Annotated in this window: 17 protein-coding genes; 9 read left to right on the top strand and 8 right to left on the bottom strand. The window is 71.9% G+C overall.

Annotation, left to right across the window (positions count from 1 at the left end):
* The first annotated feature begins 76 nt into the window (after positions 1-76).
* The 4 genes from nhaA (at position 77) to ACZ4VF_RS33605 (ending at position 3330) form a co-directional block, all read left to right on the top strand.
* Positions 77-1525 (top strand): Na+/H+ antiporter NhaA, encoded by a 1449-nt coding sequence (nhaA, locus tag ACZ4VF_RS33620; RefSeq protein WP_467930756.1) that lies wholly within the window; start codon positions 77-79, stop codon positions 1523-1525.
* Between the two features lie 78 nt (positions 1526-1603).
* Complete coding sequence (locus tag ACZ4VF_RS33615; protein WP_467930755.1) at positions 1604-2092, top strand: phage holin family protein; 489 nt, start codon at positions 1604-1606, stop codon at positions 2090-2092.
* On the top strand, positions 2089-3012 hold the full coding sequence (locus tag ACZ4VF_RS33610; RefSeq protein ID WP_467930754.1) for an alpha/beta fold hydrolase: 924 nt from the start codon (positions 2089-2091) through the stop codon (positions 3010-3012). Before ACZ4VF_RS33615 ends, ACZ4VF_RS33610 begins: the two co-directional genes overlap by 4 nt.
* 138 nt (positions 3013-3150) lie before the next feature.
* Complete coding sequence (locus ACZ4VF_RS33605; RefSeq protein WP_467930752.1) at positions 3151-3330, top strand: hypothetical protein; 180 nt, start codon at positions 3151-3153, stop codon at positions 3328-3330.
* A 16-nt stretch (positions 3331-3346) separates the two neighbouring features.
* Here the strand turns inward: ACZ4VF_RS33605 and ACZ4VF_RS33600 are convergent, their stop codons facing one another.
* The 3 genes from ACZ4VF_RS33600 to nth all read right to left on the bottom strand — a co-directional run bounded on the left by ACZ4VF_RS33600 (position 3347) and on the right by nth (position 6429).
* On the bottom strand, positions 3347-4546 hold the full coding sequence (locus ACZ4VF_RS33600) for a MarP family serine protease (protein WP_467930750.1): 1200 nt from the start codon (positions 4544-4546) through the stop codon (positions 3347-3349).
* Between the two features lie 13 nt (positions 4547-4559).
* Positions 4560-5255: an NUDIX hydrolase gene (locus ACZ4VF_RS33595; protein ID WP_467930879.1), complete on the bottom strand. Its 696-nt coding sequence runs from the start codon at positions 5253-5255 to the stop codon at positions 4560-4562.
* Positions 5256-5343: 88 nt separating this feature from the next.
* Positions 5344-6429, bottom strand: coding sequence for an endonuclease III (nth, locus tag ACZ4VF_RS33590; RefSeq protein WP_467930749.1), 1086 nt, complete (start codon positions 6427-6429; stop codon positions 5344-5346).
* A 362-nt stretch (positions 6430-6791) separates the two neighbouring features.
* Between nth and ACZ4VF_RS33585 the strand changes: the two genes are divergently transcribed.
* Together ACZ4VF_RS33585 and ACZ4VF_RS33580 are read left to right on the top strand one after the other, a co-directional pair.
* Positions 6792-7466 carry a Crp/Fnr family transcriptional regulator gene (locus tag ACZ4VF_RS33585; RefSeq protein ID WP_014674022.1) on the top strand — a complete coding sequence of 225 codons (675 nt, stop codon included), beginning with the start codon at positions 6792-6794 and terminating at the stop codon, positions 7464-7466.
* A gap of 166 nt (positions 7467-7632) precedes the next feature.
* Complete coding sequence (locus ACZ4VF_RS33580) at positions 7633-8490, top strand: nucleotidyltransferase domain-containing protein (protein ID WP_467930748.1); 858 nt, start codon at positions 7633-7635, stop codon at positions 8488-8490.
* 218 nt (positions 8491-8708) lie between these two features.
* Here the strand turns inward: ACZ4VF_RS33580 and ACZ4VF_RS33575 are convergent, their stop codons facing one another.
* The 4 genes from ACZ4VF_RS33575 to ACZ4VF_RS33560 all read right to left on the bottom strand — a co-directional run bounded on the left by ACZ4VF_RS33575 (position 8709) and on the right by ACZ4VF_RS33560 (position 11180).
* Positions 8709-9539, bottom strand: a complete 831-nt coding sequence (locus ACZ4VF_RS33575; protein WP_467930747.1) for an MBL fold metallo-hydrolase — start codon at positions 9537-9539, stop codon at positions 8709-8711.
* Positions 9536-10477 (bottom strand): NUDIX hydrolase, encoded by a 942-nt coding sequence (locus ACZ4VF_RS33570; protein ID WP_467930745.1) that lies wholly within the window; start codon positions 10475-10477, stop codon positions 9536-9538. The genes ACZ4VF_RS33575 and ACZ4VF_RS33570 overlap by 4 nt, the downstream gene beginning before the upstream one ends.
* Positions 10478-10548: 71 nt before the next feature.
* Positions 10549-11013, bottom strand: coding sequence for a RidA family protein (locus ACZ4VF_RS33565; RefSeq protein WP_467930744.1), 465 nt, complete (start codon positions 11011-11013; stop codon positions 10549-10551).
* Positions 11010-11180: a DUF4177 domain-containing protein gene (locus ACZ4VF_RS33560; protein ID WP_467930743.1), complete on the bottom strand. Its 171-nt coding sequence runs from the start codon at positions 11178-11180 to the stop codon at positions 11010-11012. Before ACZ4VF_RS33560 ends, ACZ4VF_RS33565 begins: the two co-directional genes overlap by 4 nt.
* A 107-nt stretch (positions 11181-11287) precedes the next feature.
* Here ACZ4VF_RS33560 and bagA point away from each other — a divergent pair, with 107 nt between their 5' ends.
* Both bagA and bagB read left to right on the top strand, forming a co-directional pair.
* Positions 11288-12265 (top strand): ATPase BagA, encoded by a 978-nt coding sequence (gene bagA / locus ACZ4VF_RS33555; protein WP_467930742.1) that lies wholly within the window; start codon positions 11288-11290, stop codon positions 12263-12265.
* On the top strand, positions 12262-13587 hold the full coding sequence (gene bagB, locus ACZ4VF_RS33550; RefSeq protein WP_467930740.1) for an ATPase BagB: 1326 nt from the start codon (positions 12262-12264) through the stop codon (positions 13585-13587). The genes bagA and bagB overlap by 4 nt, the downstream gene beginning before the upstream one ends.
* Before the next feature lie 215 nt (positions 13588-13802).
* Here the strand turns inward: bagB and wblA are convergent, their stop codons facing one another.
* On the bottom strand, positions 13803-14141 hold the full coding sequence (gene wblA / locus ACZ4VF_RS33545) for a transcriptional regulator WblA (protein ID WP_356151450.1): 339 nt from the start codon (positions 14139-14141) through the stop codon (positions 13803-13805).
* A 504-nt stretch (positions 14142-14645) separates the two neighbouring features.
* Between wblA and ACZ4VF_RS33540 the strand changes: the two genes are divergently transcribed.
* The gene (locus tag ACZ4VF_RS33540) at positions 14646-17006 is read left to right on the top strand and encodes a transglycosylase domain-containing protein (protein ID WP_467930739.1); all 2361 of its coding nucleotides are present in this window, start codon (positions 14646-14648) and stop codon (positions 17004-17006) included.
* Positions 17007-17158 lie beyond the last annotated feature (152 nt).

Below are 17158 nucleotides of genomic sequence, written 5' to 3'. Positions count from 1 at the left end.
CCCTACGACGCGGCACGCAAGGTGCGCCGGGAAGTCTGGTCGGCAAGTGAGTTCCGCCTGCCCCCGGAGGTCTCCCGTGACCGCGCCCCGCACCGCCTCCCACACCGTGGCCCGCAAGGTCCTCGGCCGTCTGTCCCTGCCCGAGCGGACCTTCGTCACGGACGCCCTGCGCACCGAGACCGTCGGCGGCGTACTGCTGCTCCTCGCCGCCCTGGCAGCGCTGGCCTGGGCGAACGTACCCGGCCTGCAGCACGCCTACGAGACCGTCGCCGGCTTCCACTTCGGCCCCGCCGCCCTGGGACTGCACCTCTCCGTCGCCCACTGGGCCGCCGACGGGCTGCTCGCCGTGTTCTTCTTCGTCGCCGGGATCGAGCTGAAGCGCGAGCTGGTCGCGGGCGACCTGCGCGACCCCAGGGCGGCGGTGCTGCCCGTGGCGGCGGCGCTGTGCGGGATGGCCGTACCGGCGCTGGTGTACACGCTCACCAACGTCACCGGAGGCGGCTCGGTCCGGGGCTGGGCGGTGCCCACCGCCACCGACATCGCCTTCGCGCTCGCCGTCCTCGCGGTCATCGGCACCTCGCTGCCCAGCGCCCTGCGCGCCTTCCTGCTGACCCTCGCGGTCGTCGACGACCTCTTCGCGATCCTGATCATCGCGGTCTTCTTCACCGACCGGCTGAACCTCGCCGCGCTCGGCGGGGCCGTGGCCGGCCTCGTCCTCTTCTGGCTGCTGCTGCGCAGCGGCGTACGCGGCTGGTACGTGTACGTGCCACTCGCGGTCGTCGTCTGGGCGCTGATGTACAACAGCGGCGTGCACGCCACCATCGCCGGTGTGGCGATGGGCCTGATGCTGCGCTGCACCACCCGGGAAGGTGAGGAGCGCTCGCCGGCCGAACACGTCGAGCATCTGGTGCGCCCCCTGTCGGCCGGGCTCGCCGTACCGCTGTTCGCGCTGTTCAGCGCCGGTGTGTCGATATCCGGCCCGGCGCTCGGGGACGTGTTCACCCGGCCGGAGACGCTCGGCGTGGTGCTCGGCCTGGTCGTGGGCAAGACGCTCGGCATCTTCGGCGGCACCTGGCTGACCGTCCGCTTCACCCGGGCGCAGCTCAGCGACGACCTGGCGTGGGCCGACGTCTTCGCGGTGGCGTCGCTCGCCGGGATCGGCTTCACGGTCGCGCTGCTCATCGGCGAGCTGGCCTTCGACGGCGACACGGTGCTGACCGACGAGGTCAAGGCGGCCGTCCTCACCGGCTCGCTGATCGCGGCGGTGTGCGCCACAGTGCTGCTGAAGCTGCGCAACGCCAAGTACCGCAGGCTGTGCGCGGAGGAGGAGCGTGACGAGGATCTCGACGGCATCCCGGACATCTACGAGCAGGACGACCCGGCGTACCACCTCCGGATGGCCGAGATCCACGAGCGCAAGGCCGCCGAACACCGGCGGCTGGCCGCCGAGCGGGCGGCCGAGGGGCGCCACGGGCTTGCCGAAGTACCGGGCGGGGCAGGCGAGGAGGACGGTCGTCCGGCATGATCTGACGAGACGGTACAAATCAAGACGGTACGCAAGACGGTACGTAGGACCCACGAGAGACCTCTGAGGGAGAACGCGATGAGCGCACCCGACGGCAGCCCGGTCGGCGCCGAACGCAGCATCGGCCAGCTGTTCGCCTCGGCGACGACCGAATTGTCGGCGCTGGTGCACGACGAGATCGCGCTGGCCAAGGCCCAGCTGAAGCAGGACGTGAAGCGCGGCGCGGTGAGCGGCGGCGCCTTCTCCGTGGCGGGCGCGGTGCTGGTGTTCTCCCTGCCGATGCTCAACTTCGCGCTGGCGTACGGCATCCGCACCTGGAGCGGCTGGAACCTGGCCGTCTGCTTCCTGCTGTCCTTCGCGGCCAACGTCCTGGTCGCCGGCCTCCTCGCCCTGATGGGCGTGACGTTCGCGAAGAAGGCGAAGAAGGGCCAGGGGCCGCAGAAGGTGGCCGCCTCGATGAAGGAGACCGCGGGCGTCCTGCAGAACGCCAAGCCGCACCCGCGCCGGGAGCTGCCCGAGGAGCAGGGTCCCGCCGCCATCGAGGCTGTGGCACGCTCGTCGTCATGACGGACCCCGCCGCCCCCTCGGCCGTACGGATCGAAGGTCCCTGGAGTCACAGGGACGTCGCCGCCAACGGCGCGCGCTTCCACATCGCCGAACTCGGCGACGGCCCCCTGGTGCTGCTCCTGCACGGCTTCCCGCAGTTCTGGTGGACATGGCGGCACCAGCTGACCGCGCTGGCCGACGCGGGCTACCGGGCGGTGGCGATGGACCTGCGGGGCGTCGGCGGCAGCGACCGTACGCCCCGCGGGTACGACCCCGCCAACCTCGCGCTGGACGTCACCGGTGTCATCCGCTCGCTCGGCGAGCCGGACGCGGCGCTGGTCGGCCACGACCTCGGCGGCTATCTGGCGTGGACGGCGGCGGCCATGCGGCCCAAGCTCGTACGGCGCCTCGCCGTGGTGTCGATGCCCCATCCGCGGCGCTGGCGCGCGGCGATGCTGCGGGACGCCCGGCAGACGGCCGCCAACTCCTACATCTGGGGGTTCCAGCGGCCCTGGATCCCCGAGCGCCAACTGACCGCCGACGACGGCGCGCTGGCGGGCCGGCTGATCCGGGACTGGTCCGGGCCGCGGCCGCCGGAGGACGCGGCCGTGGAGGCGTACCGGCGGGCGATGTGCATCCCCTCGACCGCGCACTGCGCGATCGAACCGTACCGCTGGCTGGTGCGTTCGCTGGCCCGCCCGGACGGGGTGCAGTTCTACCGCCGGATGAAGCGGCCGGTGCGGGTGCCGACGCTGCATCTGCACGGCTCGCTGGACCCGGTGACCCGTACGCGCAGCGCGGCCGGTTCGGGCGAGTACGTCGAAGCGCCGTACCGCTGGCGGCTGTTCGACGGTCTCGGTCACTTCCCGCACGAGGAGGACCCGCGGGCGTTCTCCACCGAGCTGATCAACTGGCTCGGGGATCCCGAGCCCGACCGGTGACGGTCGGGTGCCGGAACTGTGCGGGGAGTATCCGGTTCCTGGACAGTTGTCCCCCGAACGGCCACATGCCTGCCGCATAGGCCAATTGGGGGGCGCGCGGGCGGTTATCGACCTTGGGGCGGGGGCACACGTCGGGGTATGGGCTGGACGCACGACTACAGTGACGCACCCCGCACCCGTCGCTCGGCCACAGGCCTGGGCACGGCTCAGCGCGGCACCCCGCAACTCGCGGAAACCGACCTCCGGGTGGGAATCCCGCGCATCCTGCGCCGCCGGGCCCGCTGGGTCTCGGTGCGCCTGCGTCACCCGCGGGGCTGAACGCCCCCGCGTCGTCCTACAGGGCGCAGCTGTCCGTACCCACCTGCTCGTTCGCCGTACGGCCCCGCTCGATGTCGGACCGGATCTCGTCCACCGTCAGGGCGTAGCCGGTGTCCGCGTCGTCGAGGGACTTGGCGAAGACCACGCCGTACACCTTGCCGTCCGGCGTGAGCAGGGGGCCGCCGGAGTTGCCCGGACGGACGGTGGCGTACAGGGAATAGACGTCCCGGCGGACCGTGCCGCGGTGGTAGATGTCCGCCCCGTCGGCCTCGATGCGCCCGCGCACGCGCGCGGCGCGCACGTCGTACGCGCCGTTCTCCGGGAAGCCCGCGACGATCGCGTCGTCGCCGCCGGTCGCGTCCTGGGTGCTGAACCGCAGCGCGCTCGCCCTCAGGTCCGGTACGTCGAGTACCGCGATGTCGCGCCTCCAGTCGTACAGCACGACCCGCGCGTCGTACTTTTGGCCCTCTCCGCCGATCTGCACGCGGGGCGCGTCGACCCCGCCGACGACGTGGGCGTTGGTCATCACGCGGCGGTCGGCGAAGACGAAGCCGGTGCCCTCCAGGACCTTGCCGCAGCTCTGGGCGGTCCCGGTGACCTTGACGATGGAGCGCTGGGCGCGGAAGGCGACCGGGCTGTGCGCGAGGGCCGGGTCGGGCGGCCGGACGTCGGGAATGGGCTCGTTGGCGAAGGGGCTGAACACCTGCGGGAAGCCGTTCTGCGCGAGGACCGCGGAGAAATCGGCGAACCAGGTGTCGGCCTCGGCGGGCAGCGCCCTGCGGACCCCGTGGAGCACCTGGGAGCCGCGGACCTCGTTGCGCAGTGTGGGCAGGGTCGAACCGGCGAGGGCGGAGCCGATCAGCCAGGCGACCAGCAGCATCGCCACGACGTTGACCAGCGCGCCGCCGGTGGCGTCCAGGGTGCGGGCGTGGGTCCAGGTGATGTACCGCCGGAGCTTGTTGCCGAGGTGCGTGGTCAGGGCCTGGCCGACGGAGGCGCAGACGATGACGACGACCACGGCGATGACGGCGGCGGTGGTGCCGACGTCCGCCTTGTCGGTCGCGGCGTCCCAGACCACGGGAAGCGTGTACACGGCGACGAGGCCACCGCCCAGGAACCCGATCACCGACAGGATGCCGACGACGAAGCCCTGGCGGTAGCCGACGACCGCGAACCACACGGCCGCGACCAGCAACAGGATGTCCACCACGTTCACAAGCGACACCCTGTCATGCGCGCCAGTCGAGCGGGACCTCACGCCCCCGGTCCCAGGGCCGCTCCCAGCCCGCGAAGTGCAGCAGGCGGTCGATCACTCCGGCAGTGAACCCCCAGACCAGGGCCGATTCGACCAGGAACGCCGGACCGGTGTGGCCACGGGGGTGGACCGCGGTGACGCGGTGGGCGGGGTCCGTGAGATCCGCCACGGGGACGGTGAAGACCCGCGCGGTCTCGTTCGGATCGACCACGCCGACCGGGCTGGGCTCACGCCACCAGCCGAGCACCGGCGTGACGACGAAACCGCTGACCGGGATGTACAGCCGCGGCAGCACGCCGAAGAGCTGCACACCCGACGGGTCGAGCCCGGTCTCCTCCCGCGCCTCGCGCAGCGCGGCCCGCAGGGGGCCGTCGCCCTGCGGATCGCCGTCCTCCGGGTCCAGCGCGCCGCCCGGGAAGGACGGCTGCCCGGCATGGGAACGCAGCGACCCCGCGCGCTCCATGAGCAGCAGCTCGGGACCGCGCTCCCCCTCGCCGAACAGGATCAGCACGGCCGACTGCCGGCCCGAGCCGTTCTCCGGCGGCAGGAAGCGGCTCAGCTGGAGCGGCTCGACCGTCTCGGCGGCCCGCACGACGGGCTCCAGCCAGTCCGGCAGGCCTTCCTTGCTGAGCGTCACCGGACCGCCCTGTGTCTCGCTCGCCCTCGTCATCGCCACCCCCGTCGCTCCACCCTCTCCAACGCCCCAGGCCTCCGAGATCGTTCCGTCTGCCACGCCGGAGGCCTCCGAGACCGCTGTGTCACGCGGCCCCCAGCGGGGGCGCAGGAGTACCGCCCGCGTCGAGGTACGCCTGCGGGGGCTTGAGCCGCTGCCCCGGGAAGCCGCCCTTCTCGTACTTCAGCAGCTTCTTCGCCTTCTCGGGGTCGGTCTCGCCCTCGCCGTAAGCCGGGCAGAGCGGTGCGATGGGGCAGGCGCCGCAGGCGGGCTTGCGGGCGTGGCAGATGCGGCGGCCGTGCCAGATCACGTGGTGGGACAGGTCCGTCCAGTCGCTCTTCGGGAAGAGCGCGCCGACGGCGGCCTCGATCTTGTCGGGGTCGGTCTCGTCGGTCCACTGCCAGCGCCTCACCAGCCGCTGGAAGTGGGTGTCCACGGTGATCCCGGGGCGGCCGAAGGCATTGCCCAGGACGACGAAGGCGGTCTTGCGGCCCACGCCGGGCAGCGTGACCAGCTCCTCCAGCCTGCCGGGCACCTCGCCGCCGAAGTTCTCGACGAGCGCCTTGGAGAGCCCTATGACCGACCTGGTCTTGGCACGGAAGAAGCCGCAGGGGCGCAGGATCTCCTCGACCTCCTCCGGGTTGGCGGCGGCGAGGTCCTCGGGCGTGGGGTACCTGGCGAAGAGGCCCGGGGTGGTCTGGTTGACGCGCAGGTCGGTGGTCTGGGCCGACAGGACGGTGGCGACCAGGAGCTGGAAGGGGTTCTCGAAGTCCAGCTCGGGGTGGGCGTACGGGTACACGTCGGCCAGCTCGCGGTTGATCCGGCGGGCGCGGCGGACCAGGGCGGTGGAGGACTCGCCGGACGGCGGCGTGACGGCGATCTTCTTGACCGTGGCGGCCTTCTTGGCGGGCTTCCCGACGGTTGCGTCCGTCTTCACGGCGACGGGGGGCTTCTTCGCCACGGCGGGGGTCTTCGTCACGCCGGCGGGGGCTTTCTTGGCGGCGGGGGGCTTCTTCGCGCCGGCGGCAGCCTTCTTCGCGCCGGCGGCAGCCTTCTTCGCGCCGGCAGGAGTCTTCTTCGCGGCGGCGCGAGCCGGGGCCTTCGCGCCCGCGGCCGAGGTCTTCCCGGCGGCGGCCGGGGTCTTCTTCGCCGCCGGCGGAGCCTTCTTCACCTCGGTCGAAGCCCCCTCCTCGACAGCAGGAGTCTTTTCAGATGATTTGCCTGTTTTATTACTTCCTCCGGGGTTCTGTTCGCCCACAGCGGAATCCCGACGTGCAACCACCCGCCCAGCCCCCTTGGCCTGTGCTCTCACCGGCTTTTTGGACACCCGGCCAGCCTAAAGCCCGGCACCGACATCCGCCCCGGGCCCGTCCCAGCGGCCCCCGATTGGACCCCTGACGCTTACCCCGGGACACCTGTGCGGCATCCTTGTGACAGATCACACTGTTTGGACCGTCCGGCAAAATGGGGAACACGGTCCCCTGGCACACGGGGGAGCAAGATCCCCTGAGCAGGTCGACAAGGAGAGAACTCGTGGACGACGTTCTGCGGCGCAACCCGCTCTTCGCGGCTCTCGACGACGAGCAGGCCGCGGAGCTTCGCGCCTCCATGAGTGAGGTGACCCTCGCCCGCGGCGACTCGCTGTTCCACGAGGGCGACCCCGGGGACCGGCTGTACGTCGTCACCGAGGGCAAGGTCAAACTGCACCGGACTTCCCCCGACGGCCGCGAGAACATGCTCGCCGTCGTCGGCCCCGGCGAGCTGATCGGCGAGCTGTCGCTGTTCGACCCGGGCCCCCGCACGGCCACCGCGACGGCGCTGACCGAGGTCAAGCTGCTCGGTCTCGGCCACGGCGACCTCCAGCCCTGGCTGAACGCCCGCCCGGAGGTGGCCGGCGCCCTGCTGCGCGCCGTCGCCCGCCGTCTGCGCAAGACCAACGACGCCATGTCCGATCTGGTCTTCTCCGACGTCCCCGGCCGTGTGGCGCGCGCCCTGCTGGACCTGTCCCGCCGTTTCGGCGTGCAGTCCGAGGAGGGCATCCACGTCGTCCACGACCTCACCCAGGAGGAGCTGGCCCAGCTGGTCGGCGCCTCCCGCGAGACCGTGAACAAGGCACTGGCGGACTTCGCCCAGCGCGGCTGGCTCCGCCTGGAGGCACGGGCCGTGATCCTGCTGGACGTGGAGCGGCTCGCGAAGCGCTCCCGCTGACCCCAGCGGCCCGCCGGGCGCTCCCGCCGCCCCCGGTCCCGGCCGTACGCCCCGGGGGCCCGCTTCACGGAAGCCGGCCCCCGCTGTCGTGACCACGGGCGGCCGTCGGCCGCCCGCGCCGGAAAACCGCCTGCCTCAGGGCCTGGGCGGAGGGCACAGTGGCCCCATGCCCGACACCGCCCCCGTGCCCGAGCCCGGCCCCGCGCCCGGAACCACGCCCCGCCCGGGCCTCGACGCCCAGGGGTACTTCCTCCGCGAAGGCTCCCTCGCGCGCGTGCAGCCCGCCTTCGACGCGGTCGTGGCAGCCGCCCGCGACCGGCTGCCGGCCGTTCTCGGCGCCCGTCTGCACAGTGCCTACCTCTACGGGTCGATCCCGCGCGGCACCGCGCGCGTGGGACGCAGCGACCTGGACCTGCTGGTCGCCCTGCGCGAGGAACCGGACGACGCCGACCGGGCCGCCGTACGCGCCCTCGGCGAGGCGCTCGACGAGGAGTTCGAGCAGATTGACGGCGTCGGCACCCTGCTGTACAGCCGGGAGCGGCTGCTCAGCGACCTGGAGCGGTACGACCTGGCCTGGTTCGTCGCCTGCCTGTGCACCCCGCTGCTCGGCGACGACCTCGCCGCGCACCTGCCCCGCTACCGCCCCGACTCCCTGCTGGCCCGCGAGACCAACGGCGACCTCGCACGCCGGCTGCCCGGCTGGCGGGAGCGGATCGACGCCGCCGCGGACACCGAGGAGGCCCGCCGGCCCCTCGTACGGTTCATGTCCCGGCACCTCGTACGCACCGGTTTCACGCTCGTCATGCCCCGCTGGCAGGGCTGGACCAGCGACCTGCGGGAGATGGCCGGGGCGTTCGCCGCTTACCACCCCCGGCGCGCCGCACACCTGCGTACGGCGGCGGAGTACGGCTACGAGCCCGTCGGCGACCCGGACGTCCTGCGGTCCTACGTGGACGACCTCGGGCCCTGGCTCGCCGGCGAGTACGCGCGCGTGCACGGCACCAAGGCGCCCCGCCCGGACTAGGGCCTCTCCTTCGGATCAGGCCGGCTCCGGGCGACGGTGCCTGTCGGCCGACCCGAGCGGGGTCTGGTGCGTGCAGCCGCAAGGCGGAGGAGGGCGTCGACGCGAGGGGGGTCCCCCCGCGCGAGCGACGTCGAGCGTGGGACAGCCGGCAACCGACGACAACGCCGCAGATGCGCGTGCCAGACCCCGCGACCCCGGCAAGATCCGGAAGAAAGGCCCTAGATCAGCCCGTGCTCGCCGAGGTAGTCCATCTGGGCGCGGACCGACAGCTCCGCCGCCGGCCACAGCGAGCGGTCCACGTCGGCGTAGACGTGGGCGACGACCTCGGCCGGGGTGCGGTGGCCGTTCTCGACCGCGGTCTCCACCTGGGCGAGCCGGTGGGCGCGGTGGGCCAGGTAGAACTCGACGGCGCCCTGGGCGTCCTCCAGGACCGGACCGTGGCCCGGCAGGACGGTGTGCACGCCGTCGTCCACCGTGAGGGACCTCAGCCGCCGCAGGGAGTCCAGGTAGTCACCGAGCCGTCCGTCGGGGTGCGCCACGACCGTCGTACCGCGTCCGAGGACGGTGTCACCGGTCAGCACGGCCCGGTCGGCCGGGAGGTGGAAGGACAGCGAGTCCGCGGTGTGCCCGGGTGTCGGTACGACCCTCAGCTCCAGGCCGCCGACGTCGATCACGTCCCCGGCGGCCAGGCCCTCGTCGCCGAGCCTCAGTGCCGGGTCGAGGGCACGCACGCGCGTGGCGGTCAGCTCGGCGAAGCGGGAGGCGCCCTCGGCGTGGTCGGGATGGCCGTGGGTGAGCAGGGTCAGGGCTATGCGCTTGCCGGCCTTCTCGGCCGTGTCGACGACGTTGCGCAGGTGGCCGTCGTCCAGCGGGCCCGGGTCGATCACCACGGCCAGGTCGGAGTCGGGCTCGGCGAGGATCCAGGTGTTGGTGCCGTCCAGGGTCATCACGGAGGCGTTGGGCGCGAGCACGTTGACGGCCCGTTCGGTGGCCGGGCCCGAGAGCACACCGCCCCGGGGCTGGCCCGGCAGGACGTTCGCGTCGGTCATGCGGGGCCTCCACCGGTCGTCTCGGCGGGCGTCCCGGCGATCGCCTCGGCGGTCGGCCCGGCGGTCGCGGGAGCCTTCGTCGGAGCGGTCGGGACGTGCTTGGTGAACTCGTCGTGCCCGGGCCAGGACAGGACGATCTCGCCGTCCCTGAGGCGGGCCCGGGCCAGCACCGGGGTCATGTCGCGCGCGGGCGCGGCGGCCAGCGCCTCGGCCGCGGTGCCGTACGGGAGCAGCTGGCGCAGGGTCGCGACGGTCGGCGGCATCATCAGCAGCTCGCCCTTGTCGTACCCGGCGGTGGCGTCCCCGGGGCGGATCCACACCGTGCGGTCGGCCTCCGTGGAGGCGTTCCGGGTGCGCTGGCCCTCGGGGAGGGCGGCCACGAAGAACCAGGTGTCGTAGCGGCGGGCCTCGAACTCCGGGGTGATCCAGCGGGTCCAGGCGCCCAGCAGGTCCGAGCGCAGCACCAGGCCGCGCCGGTCGAGGAACTCGGCGAAGGACAGCTCCCGGGCGACCAGGGCGGCGCGGTCGGCCTCCCAGTCGTCGCCGGTGGTGTCACCGACGACCGAGTCCGGGTCGGGCCCGGCGAGCAGGACGCCGGCCTCCTCGTACGTCTCCCGCACGGCCGCGCAGACGATCGCCTGGGCGCCCGCCGCGTCGACGCCGAGCCGCTCGGCCCACCACGCGCGCGGGGGGCCCGCCCAGCGGACCCGGCGGTCGTCGTCCCGCGGGTCGACACCGCCCCCGGGGTACGCGTACGCGCCTCCGGCGAAGGCCATGGAGGCGCGTCTGCGCAGCATGTGGACGACCGGCCCGTCCGGGGTGTCCTTCAGCAGCAGCACCGTCGCCGCGCGCCTGGGGGACACCGGGGTCAGAGTGCCGTCCGCGAGCGCGCGGATGCGGTCGGGCCACTCCGGGGGGTACCACTGACCGTTCGCCATGGCCGGAGGCTATCCCGTGTAGGGCGAATGTTCGAGAGGTACCCGGGGCCCGTGGGAGCCGCCCCGGAGGACTACGGGACCAGCTCGACCTGGATCTCGACCTCGACCGGAGCGTCGAGCGGCAGCACCGCCACACCGACCGCGCTGCGGGCGTGCACGCCCTTGTCGCCGAAGACCGCGCCGAGCAGCTCGCTGGCACCGTTGAGGACGCCCGGCTGCCCGGTGAAGTCGGCGGCCGAGGCGACGAAGCCGACGACCTTCACCACGCGCGCGATGCGGTCCAGGTCGCCGACGACGGACTTCACGGCGGCGAGCGCGTTCAGCGCGCAGGTGCGGGCCAGGTCCTTGGCCTCCTCCGGCGTGACCTCGGCGCCCACCTTGCCGGTGACCGGCAGCTTGCCCTCCACCATCGGCAGCTGGCCGGAGGTGTAGACGTACACCCCGGACTGCACGGCCGGCTGGTACGCGGCCAGCGGCGGTACGACGTCCGGCAGGGTCAGTCCCAGTTCGGCCAGCTTGGCCTCGACCGCGCTCACGCGCCCTGCTCCGGCTTCTCCCGCTTCAGGTACGCCACGAGCGACTCCGGGTTGGGCCCGGGCACGACCTGGACCAGCTCATAGCCCTGGTCGCCCCAGCTGTCCAGGATCTGCTTGGTGGCATGGATGAGCAGCGGCACGGTCTGGTATTCCCACTTCTTGGTCATGGGGGCGACTGTAGCCGCTGTGACCCGGGGGGCCCGGCCGGCCACCACGCCCCCGTTATCCACAGCCTCCCGCGTGAGTGTCGGCCGGACTGGTTAGTCTCGAATACGTGAGCAGGCTCCAGGTCGTCAGCGGCAAGGGCGGGACCGGAAAGACGACGGTCGCCGCCGCACTCGCGCTGGCCCTCGCGACCGAGGGGAAGCGGACGCTTCTCGTCGAGGTCGAGGGTCGGCAGGGCATCGCCCAGCTCTTCGAGACGGAGGCACTTCCCTACGAGGAGCGGAAGATCGCGGTCGCTCCGGGCGGCGGCGAGGTGTACGCCCTCGCCATCGATCCCGAACTGGCCCTTCTGGACTACCTCCAGATGTTCTACAAGCTCGGCGGCGCGGGCCGGGCGCTGAAGAAGCTCGGCGCGATCGACTTCGCCACCACCGTCGCGCCCGGGCTCAGAGACGTCCTGCTGACCGGCAAGGCGTGCGAGGCCGTGCGCCGCAAGGACAGGTCCGGGAGGTTCGTGTACGACTACGTCGTCATGGACGCCCCGCCGACCGGCCGCATCACCCGCTTCCTGAACGTCAACGACGAGGTGGCGGGCCTCGCGAAGATCGGCCCGATACACAATCAGGCGCAGGCGGTGATGCGCGTGCTGAAGTCCCCGGAGACGGCGGTGCACCTGGTGACGCTGCTGGAGGAGATGCCGGTCCAGGAGACCGCCGACGGGGTCGCCGAACTGCGCGCGGCACGGCTCCCGGTCGGCCGGGTCATCGTGAACATGGTGCGGCCGGAGGTGCTGGACGCGGCCGATCTGGAACTCGTACGGACCGTGGAGCGTTCATCGGTGGCAGAGGCGCTCTCGGCGGCCGGTCTGGGCGGGGCCCGGCGCGGCGGGAACGCCGAGCGCCTGGTGGACCCGCTGCTGGAGCAGGCCGCGGAGTACGCCGAGCGGTACGCGCTGGAGCACGAGCAGCGCGCGGCCCTCGGCGAGCTGGACCTGCCGCTGCACGAACTGCCGTTGTTCGCCGAGGGCATGGACCTCGCGGGCCTGTACCAACTCGCCACCGAGCTGCGGAAGCAGGGGTTGTCATGAGTGCGGAGGAGACCAAGGCCCAGGACGCCGCCCGCCCTCGTCTCTCCCCCGCGCGCGTGCTCGACATCGACTCGCTGCTGGACGACCCGACGACGCGGATCGTCGTGTGCTGCGGCTCGGGCGGGGTCGGCAAGACGACGACCGCGGCGGCCCTCGGTCTCCGGGCGGCCGAGCGGGGCCGCAAGGTGGTCGTCCTGACCATCGACCCGGCCAGGCGGCTGGCCCAGTCGATGGGCATCGACTCCCTCGACAACGTGCCGCGCAGGGTCAAGGGCACCGACGGCGACGGCGAGCTGCACGCCATGATGCTCGACATGAAGCGCACCTTCGACGAGGTCGTGGAGGCGCACGCGGACCCCGAGCGGGCCGCCGCGATCCTGGCGAACCCCTTCTACCAGTCGCTCTCGGCGGGCTTCGCGGGCACGCAGGAGTACATGGCGATGGAGAAGCTGGGCCAGCTGCGGGCGAAGGACGAGTGGGACCTGATCGTGGTCGACACCCCGCCGTCCCGTTCGGCGCTGGACTTCCTCGACGCGCCCAAGCGGCTCGGCTCCTTCCTGGACGGCCGCCTCATCCGCCTGCTGACCGCCCCGGCCAAGCTCGGCGGGCGCGCGGGCATGGCGTTCCTGAACGCCGGCATGTCGATGATGACCGGCACGCTGGGCAAACTGCTGGGCGGTCAGCTGCTCAAGGACGTACAGACCTTCGTGGCCGCGATGGACACCACCTTCGGTGGCTTCCGTACGCGCGCGGACGCCACCTACAAGCTGCTCCAGGCGCCCGGCACGGCGTTCCTGGTGGTGGCGGCGCCGGAACGGGACGCGCTGCGCGAGGCCGCCTACTTCGTGGAGCGGCTGGCCGCGGAGAAGATGCCACTGATGGGCCTGGTCCTCAACCGGGTCCACGGCAGCGGCGCCGGCCGGCTGTCGGCCGAGCGGGCTCTCGCCGCCGCGGAAAATCTTGAGGACCCCCGCATTGTGGATCAGGCGGACGGGAAAGCTGGACTTCGTAACTCTCCCGACACGTACGGCAGTTCACAACCTCCCGCACCCGAGACCGCAGTCACCGCTTCCGAGGAAGGCTCCCCCGCCGACACGGACAGCTCCGTCGACCGGCTCACCGCGGGCCTGCTGAGACTGCACGCCGATCGCATGCAGGTGCTCTCCCGTGAGCAGCGCACGCGTGACCGTTTCGCCGCCCGCCACCCCGAGGTGGCGGTGGTCGAGGTGCCCGCGCTGCCCGGCGACGTCCACGACCTCGCGGGCCTCCGCGACATCGGACACCGCCTGGCGGCCGGACGACCGGAAGACACGGAGGCGTAGGCCAGGCGGGCGCGAGGCGGGCGCGCGGTACGCACCACGTGCGCAGTGGGCGCGGCGCGCACGGCACACGGACAGCACAGGGTTACGCGTGGGTGCTTCCGCGCTTTCGCGTGGCGTGGCGCGTGCGGCGGGCACGGCGCAGACAGCTCGCGGCGGCCGCCCCAAGGACTATGGGCCCGTGATGTGCCCGGGGACTACGCCCCGGGTGCGTGCCCTCAGCTGACCGCGGCGTAGTTCTCGTACACCTCGTCGTTGTCGAGGGGCACGATGCCGACGCCCCGCTCGTACTCCGAGCGGGCGGTTTCCAGCAGCCTGCGCCACGAGGTCACGGTGGGCCGCCGGCGCAGCAACGCGCGCCGCTCCCGCTCCGTCATGCCTCCCCACACGCCGAACTCGACGCGGTTGTCCAGCGCGTCCGCCAGGCACTCGGTGCGTACCGGGCATCCGGTGCACACCGCCTTGGCCCTGTTCTGCGCTGCTCCCTGAACGAACAGTTCATCCGGATCGGTAGTGCGGCAGGCAGCCTGCGCACTCCAGTCGGTTACCCAGCCCATACCGGCGCCGTCCTCTCCCGAATCGAGGCTCCCCCACGGCGGCAGCGGCATATTCACCGCCGCCAGTTGAGGACGTTACGGAAGGTGGGGACAGCGCAACACCCCCTGCGGGCCCAATCTTGAATGGCCCGAACGGACTATGGGTAAGCGGCAGATCACCCGCGGGAGTGAGCTGGCGACATACGCGATCTACCCGGCAAACGGGGACACTCGTGGTACGTCACACCGGACGCCAGGTGACACACGCGGCGGAACCGGACTCGCCCCTCTCAGGAGACGGAGCCCGTCCCCTGGGTGCGCCCTGGGAATCTCGGGCTACGTCCGGAACGATTCGGGGTAGCCGGACGTATGGATGGACGACCGCGCTGCTGTGACAGTCGAGAGCAGCTTAGGCCAAGGCCTGCGCGCGTGTCCGGCGAATGGGTACGGAGAGCCCGCCACTTTGCCGTGCCGTGACGCGGTCGCTCCTTCGGAACGCTCAACAGTACGGATTAGGCTGCCCCCATGCCAAAGAAGCGCCCGGGCGGCGGTTTGTCGCCCATGCAGCAGGCCGCCAAGTTCCTCGGCGTCAGTGTGCTCGCCGGAGCCGTGATGGCCGGTATCGCGCTGCCCGCTGCCGGTGCGCTGGGCCTCGCGGCCAAGGGCTCGGTCAAGGGCTTCGACGAGATCCCGGCCAACCTCAAGAGCCCGCAGCTGAGCCAGCGCACCACGATCCTGGACAGCCGGGGCGGCCAGATCGCGACCGTGTACTCCCGCGACCGCACGGTGGTCGACCTCAAGGACATCTCGCCGTACATGCAGAAGGCGATCGTCGCGATCGAGGACTCGCGCTTCTACAAGCACGGCGCCGTGGACCTCAAGGGCGTCCTGCGCGCCGTGAACAAGAACGCGCAGGAGGGCGGGGTCGCCCAGGGCGCCTCCACCCTCACCCAGCAGCTGGTGAAGAACTACTTCATCGAGGAGGCCGGCGACGACCCCACCAAGGTCGCCGAGGCCACCCAGCAGACCCTGGGCCGCAAGATCCGCGAGCTGAAGTACGCGATCCAGATCGAGGACAAGCTCGGCAAGAAGAAGATCCTCGAGAACTACCTGAACATCACCTTCTTCGGCGAGCAGGCCTACGGCGTCGAGGCCGCCTCCCAGCGCTACTTCTCCAAACACGCCAAGGACCTGAACGTCCAGGAGTCGGCGCTGCTGGCCGGCATCGTCCAGTCCCCGAGCCGGTACGACCCGGTGAACGACGAGGCGGAGGCCACCAAGCGGCGCAACATCGTCCTGCAGCGCATGGCCGAGCTGGGCGACATCTCCCAGAAGGAGGCCGACCAGGCCAAGGAGAAGCCGCTCGGCCTGCACACCAGCCGCCCCAAGAACGGCTGCATCACTGCCGCCAAGGGTGCCGGCTTCTTCTGTGACTACGTCCGCCAGGTCGTCCTCACCGACCCGGTCTTCGGCAAGACCAGGGAGCAGCGGGCCAAGCTCTGGAACCAGGGCGGCCTGACGATCCGCACCACGCTCGACCCGCAGGCCCAGAAGTCGGCGCAGGCCTCCATCAAGGACCACGTCTACAAGAGCGACGCGGTGGCCACCGCCGCGACCGTCGTCGAGCCCGGCACCGGCAAGATCCTCGCCATGGGCCAGTCCCGGCCGTACGGCGTCAACGTCAAGAACGACGAGACGACGATCAACCTGTCCGTGAACTCGGACATGGGCGGCGGCGCCGGCTACCAGCCCGGTTCCACGTTCAAGCCGATCGTCGCCGCGGCGGCCGTCGAGGGCGGCAAGCCCCCGACACAGGAGTACTCGTCGCCGTACGAGATGCCGTACCCGAGCCCGATCTCCGCGTGCGACGGCAAGGTGTGGCGCAACGACCCGTACCGGCCGGCCAAGCTGAAGAACGAGAACGAGTCCGAGCGCGGCCCGTACGGCATGGAGGAGGCGACCGCCAAGTCGGTCAACACCTACTACGTGCAGCTGATCAGCGACATCGGCATCTGTCCGGTCATCGACATGGCCAAGAAGATGGGGGTGAAGCGGGCCGACGGCCGCAAGATCGACCAGGCGCCGTCCATCGCCCTCGGCACCCAGGAGATGTCCCCGCTGACCATGGCGAACGCGTACGCCACCTTCGCCGCGCGCGGGATGTACTGCACCCCGGTCGCCATCGAGTCGGTCATGCGCAAGTCCGGCAGCGAACAGAAGTCCCTCCAGGTGCCCAAGTCGACCTGCTCGCGGGCGATGTCGGAGAACACCGCGGACACGGTCAGCACGCTCCTCAAGGGCGTGGTCGAGGACGGCACAGGCCAGGAGGCCGGCCTCGGCAGCCGCCCGAGCGCGGGCAAGACGGGTACGACGGATGAGCGCTTCGCGGCCTGGTTCGTCGGCTACACCCCGAACATGGCGGGTGCGGTGTGGGTCGGCGACCCGCAGCACAAGCGGAAGATGACCAACATCACCATCGGCGGCGTCCCGCACGCCAAGGTCTACGGCGGTGAGGTCCCGGGCCCGATCTGGCGCGACATGATGAGCGGCGCGTTGGAGGGCCAACCCGTGGAGGACTTCCATCTGATCGACATCCCGGACGACACCCACGAGGGGGATGATCAGGGAAAAGGACGCCGGGGGGACGACGGGAACAACGGGGACAACGGGGACACGACGGGACAGCTGATCGGCGGACTGATCGGCGGTCCGACGCAGGGGGGAGCGGCCGGCGGGGCAACCACGGGTGACGCGACCTCCGGTACGACCACCGGCACGACCGGCGGCACGTTCCCGACGCCGACGTTCTCCCTCCCCGAGCACTTCATCGAGGGCCAGACGAACGGCGGCAACAACGGGAACGGCAACGGCGGCGGCCGGCGCTGACCCGTTCGCCGTACGAGTTCGCCGTACGAGTTCGCTGCCACGACGGCGGGGGGGGGGGGGGGGGGGGGGGGGTGGGTGGGGGGGGGGGGGGGGGGGGGGGGGGGGGGGAGGGGGGGGGGGGGGGGAGGGGGGATGGGGGGGGGGGGTGTGGG

This window comes from Streptomyces sp. NPDC029151 (assembly GCF_055564315.1).
This window is presented reverse-complemented; position numbering and strand designations above follow the sequence as displayed.

Bases quoted from the DNA above. Each gene is read 5' to 3' on its own strand.
- ACZ4VF_RS33540 (WP_467930739.1), top strand. From the start codon at position 14,646: ATGCCAAAGAAGCGCCCGGGCGGCGGTTTGTCGCCCATGCAGCAGGCC.
- ACZ4VF_RS33605 (WP_467930752.1), top strand. From the start codon at position 3,151: ATGGGCTGGACGCACGACTACAGTGACGCACCCCGCACCCGTCGCTCG.
- ACZ4VF_RS33560 (WP_467930743.1), bottom strand. From the start codon at position 11,180: ATGACCAAGAAGTGGGAATACCAGACCGTGCCGCTGCTCATCCATGCC.
- ACZ4VF_RS33615 (WP_467930755.1), top strand. From the start codon at position 1,604: ATGAGCGCACCCGACGGCAGCCCGGTCGGCGCCGAACGCAGCATCGGC.
- ACZ4VF_RS33610 (WP_467930754.1), top strand. From the start codon at position 2,089: ATGACGGACCCCGCCGCCCCCTCGGCCGTACGGATCGAAGGTCCCTGG.
- ACZ4VF_RS33575 (WP_467930747.1), bottom strand. From the start codon at position 9,539: ATGACCGACGCGAACGTCCTGCCGGGCCAGCCCCGGGGCGGTGTGCTC.
- ACZ4VF_RS33595 (WP_467930879.1), bottom strand. From the start codon at position 5,255: ATGACGAGGGCGAGCGAGACACAGGGCGGTCCGGTGACGCTCAGCAAG.
- wblA (WP_356151450.1), bottom strand. From the start codon at position 14,141: ATGGGCTGGGTAACCGACTGGAGTGCGCAGGCTGCCTGCCGCACTACC.
- ACZ4VF_RS33580 (WP_467930748.1), top strand. From the start codon at position 7,633: ATGCCCGACACCGCCCCCGTGCCCGAGCCCGGCCCCGCGCCCGGAACC.
- ACZ4VF_RS33570 (WP_467930745.1), bottom strand. From the start codon at position 10,477: ATGGCGAACGGTCAGTGGTACCCCCCGGAGTGGCCCGACCGCATCCGC.
- bagB (WP_467930740.1), top strand. From the start codon at position 12,262: ATGAGTGCGGAGGAGACCAAGGCCCAGGACGCCGCCCGCCCTCGTCTC.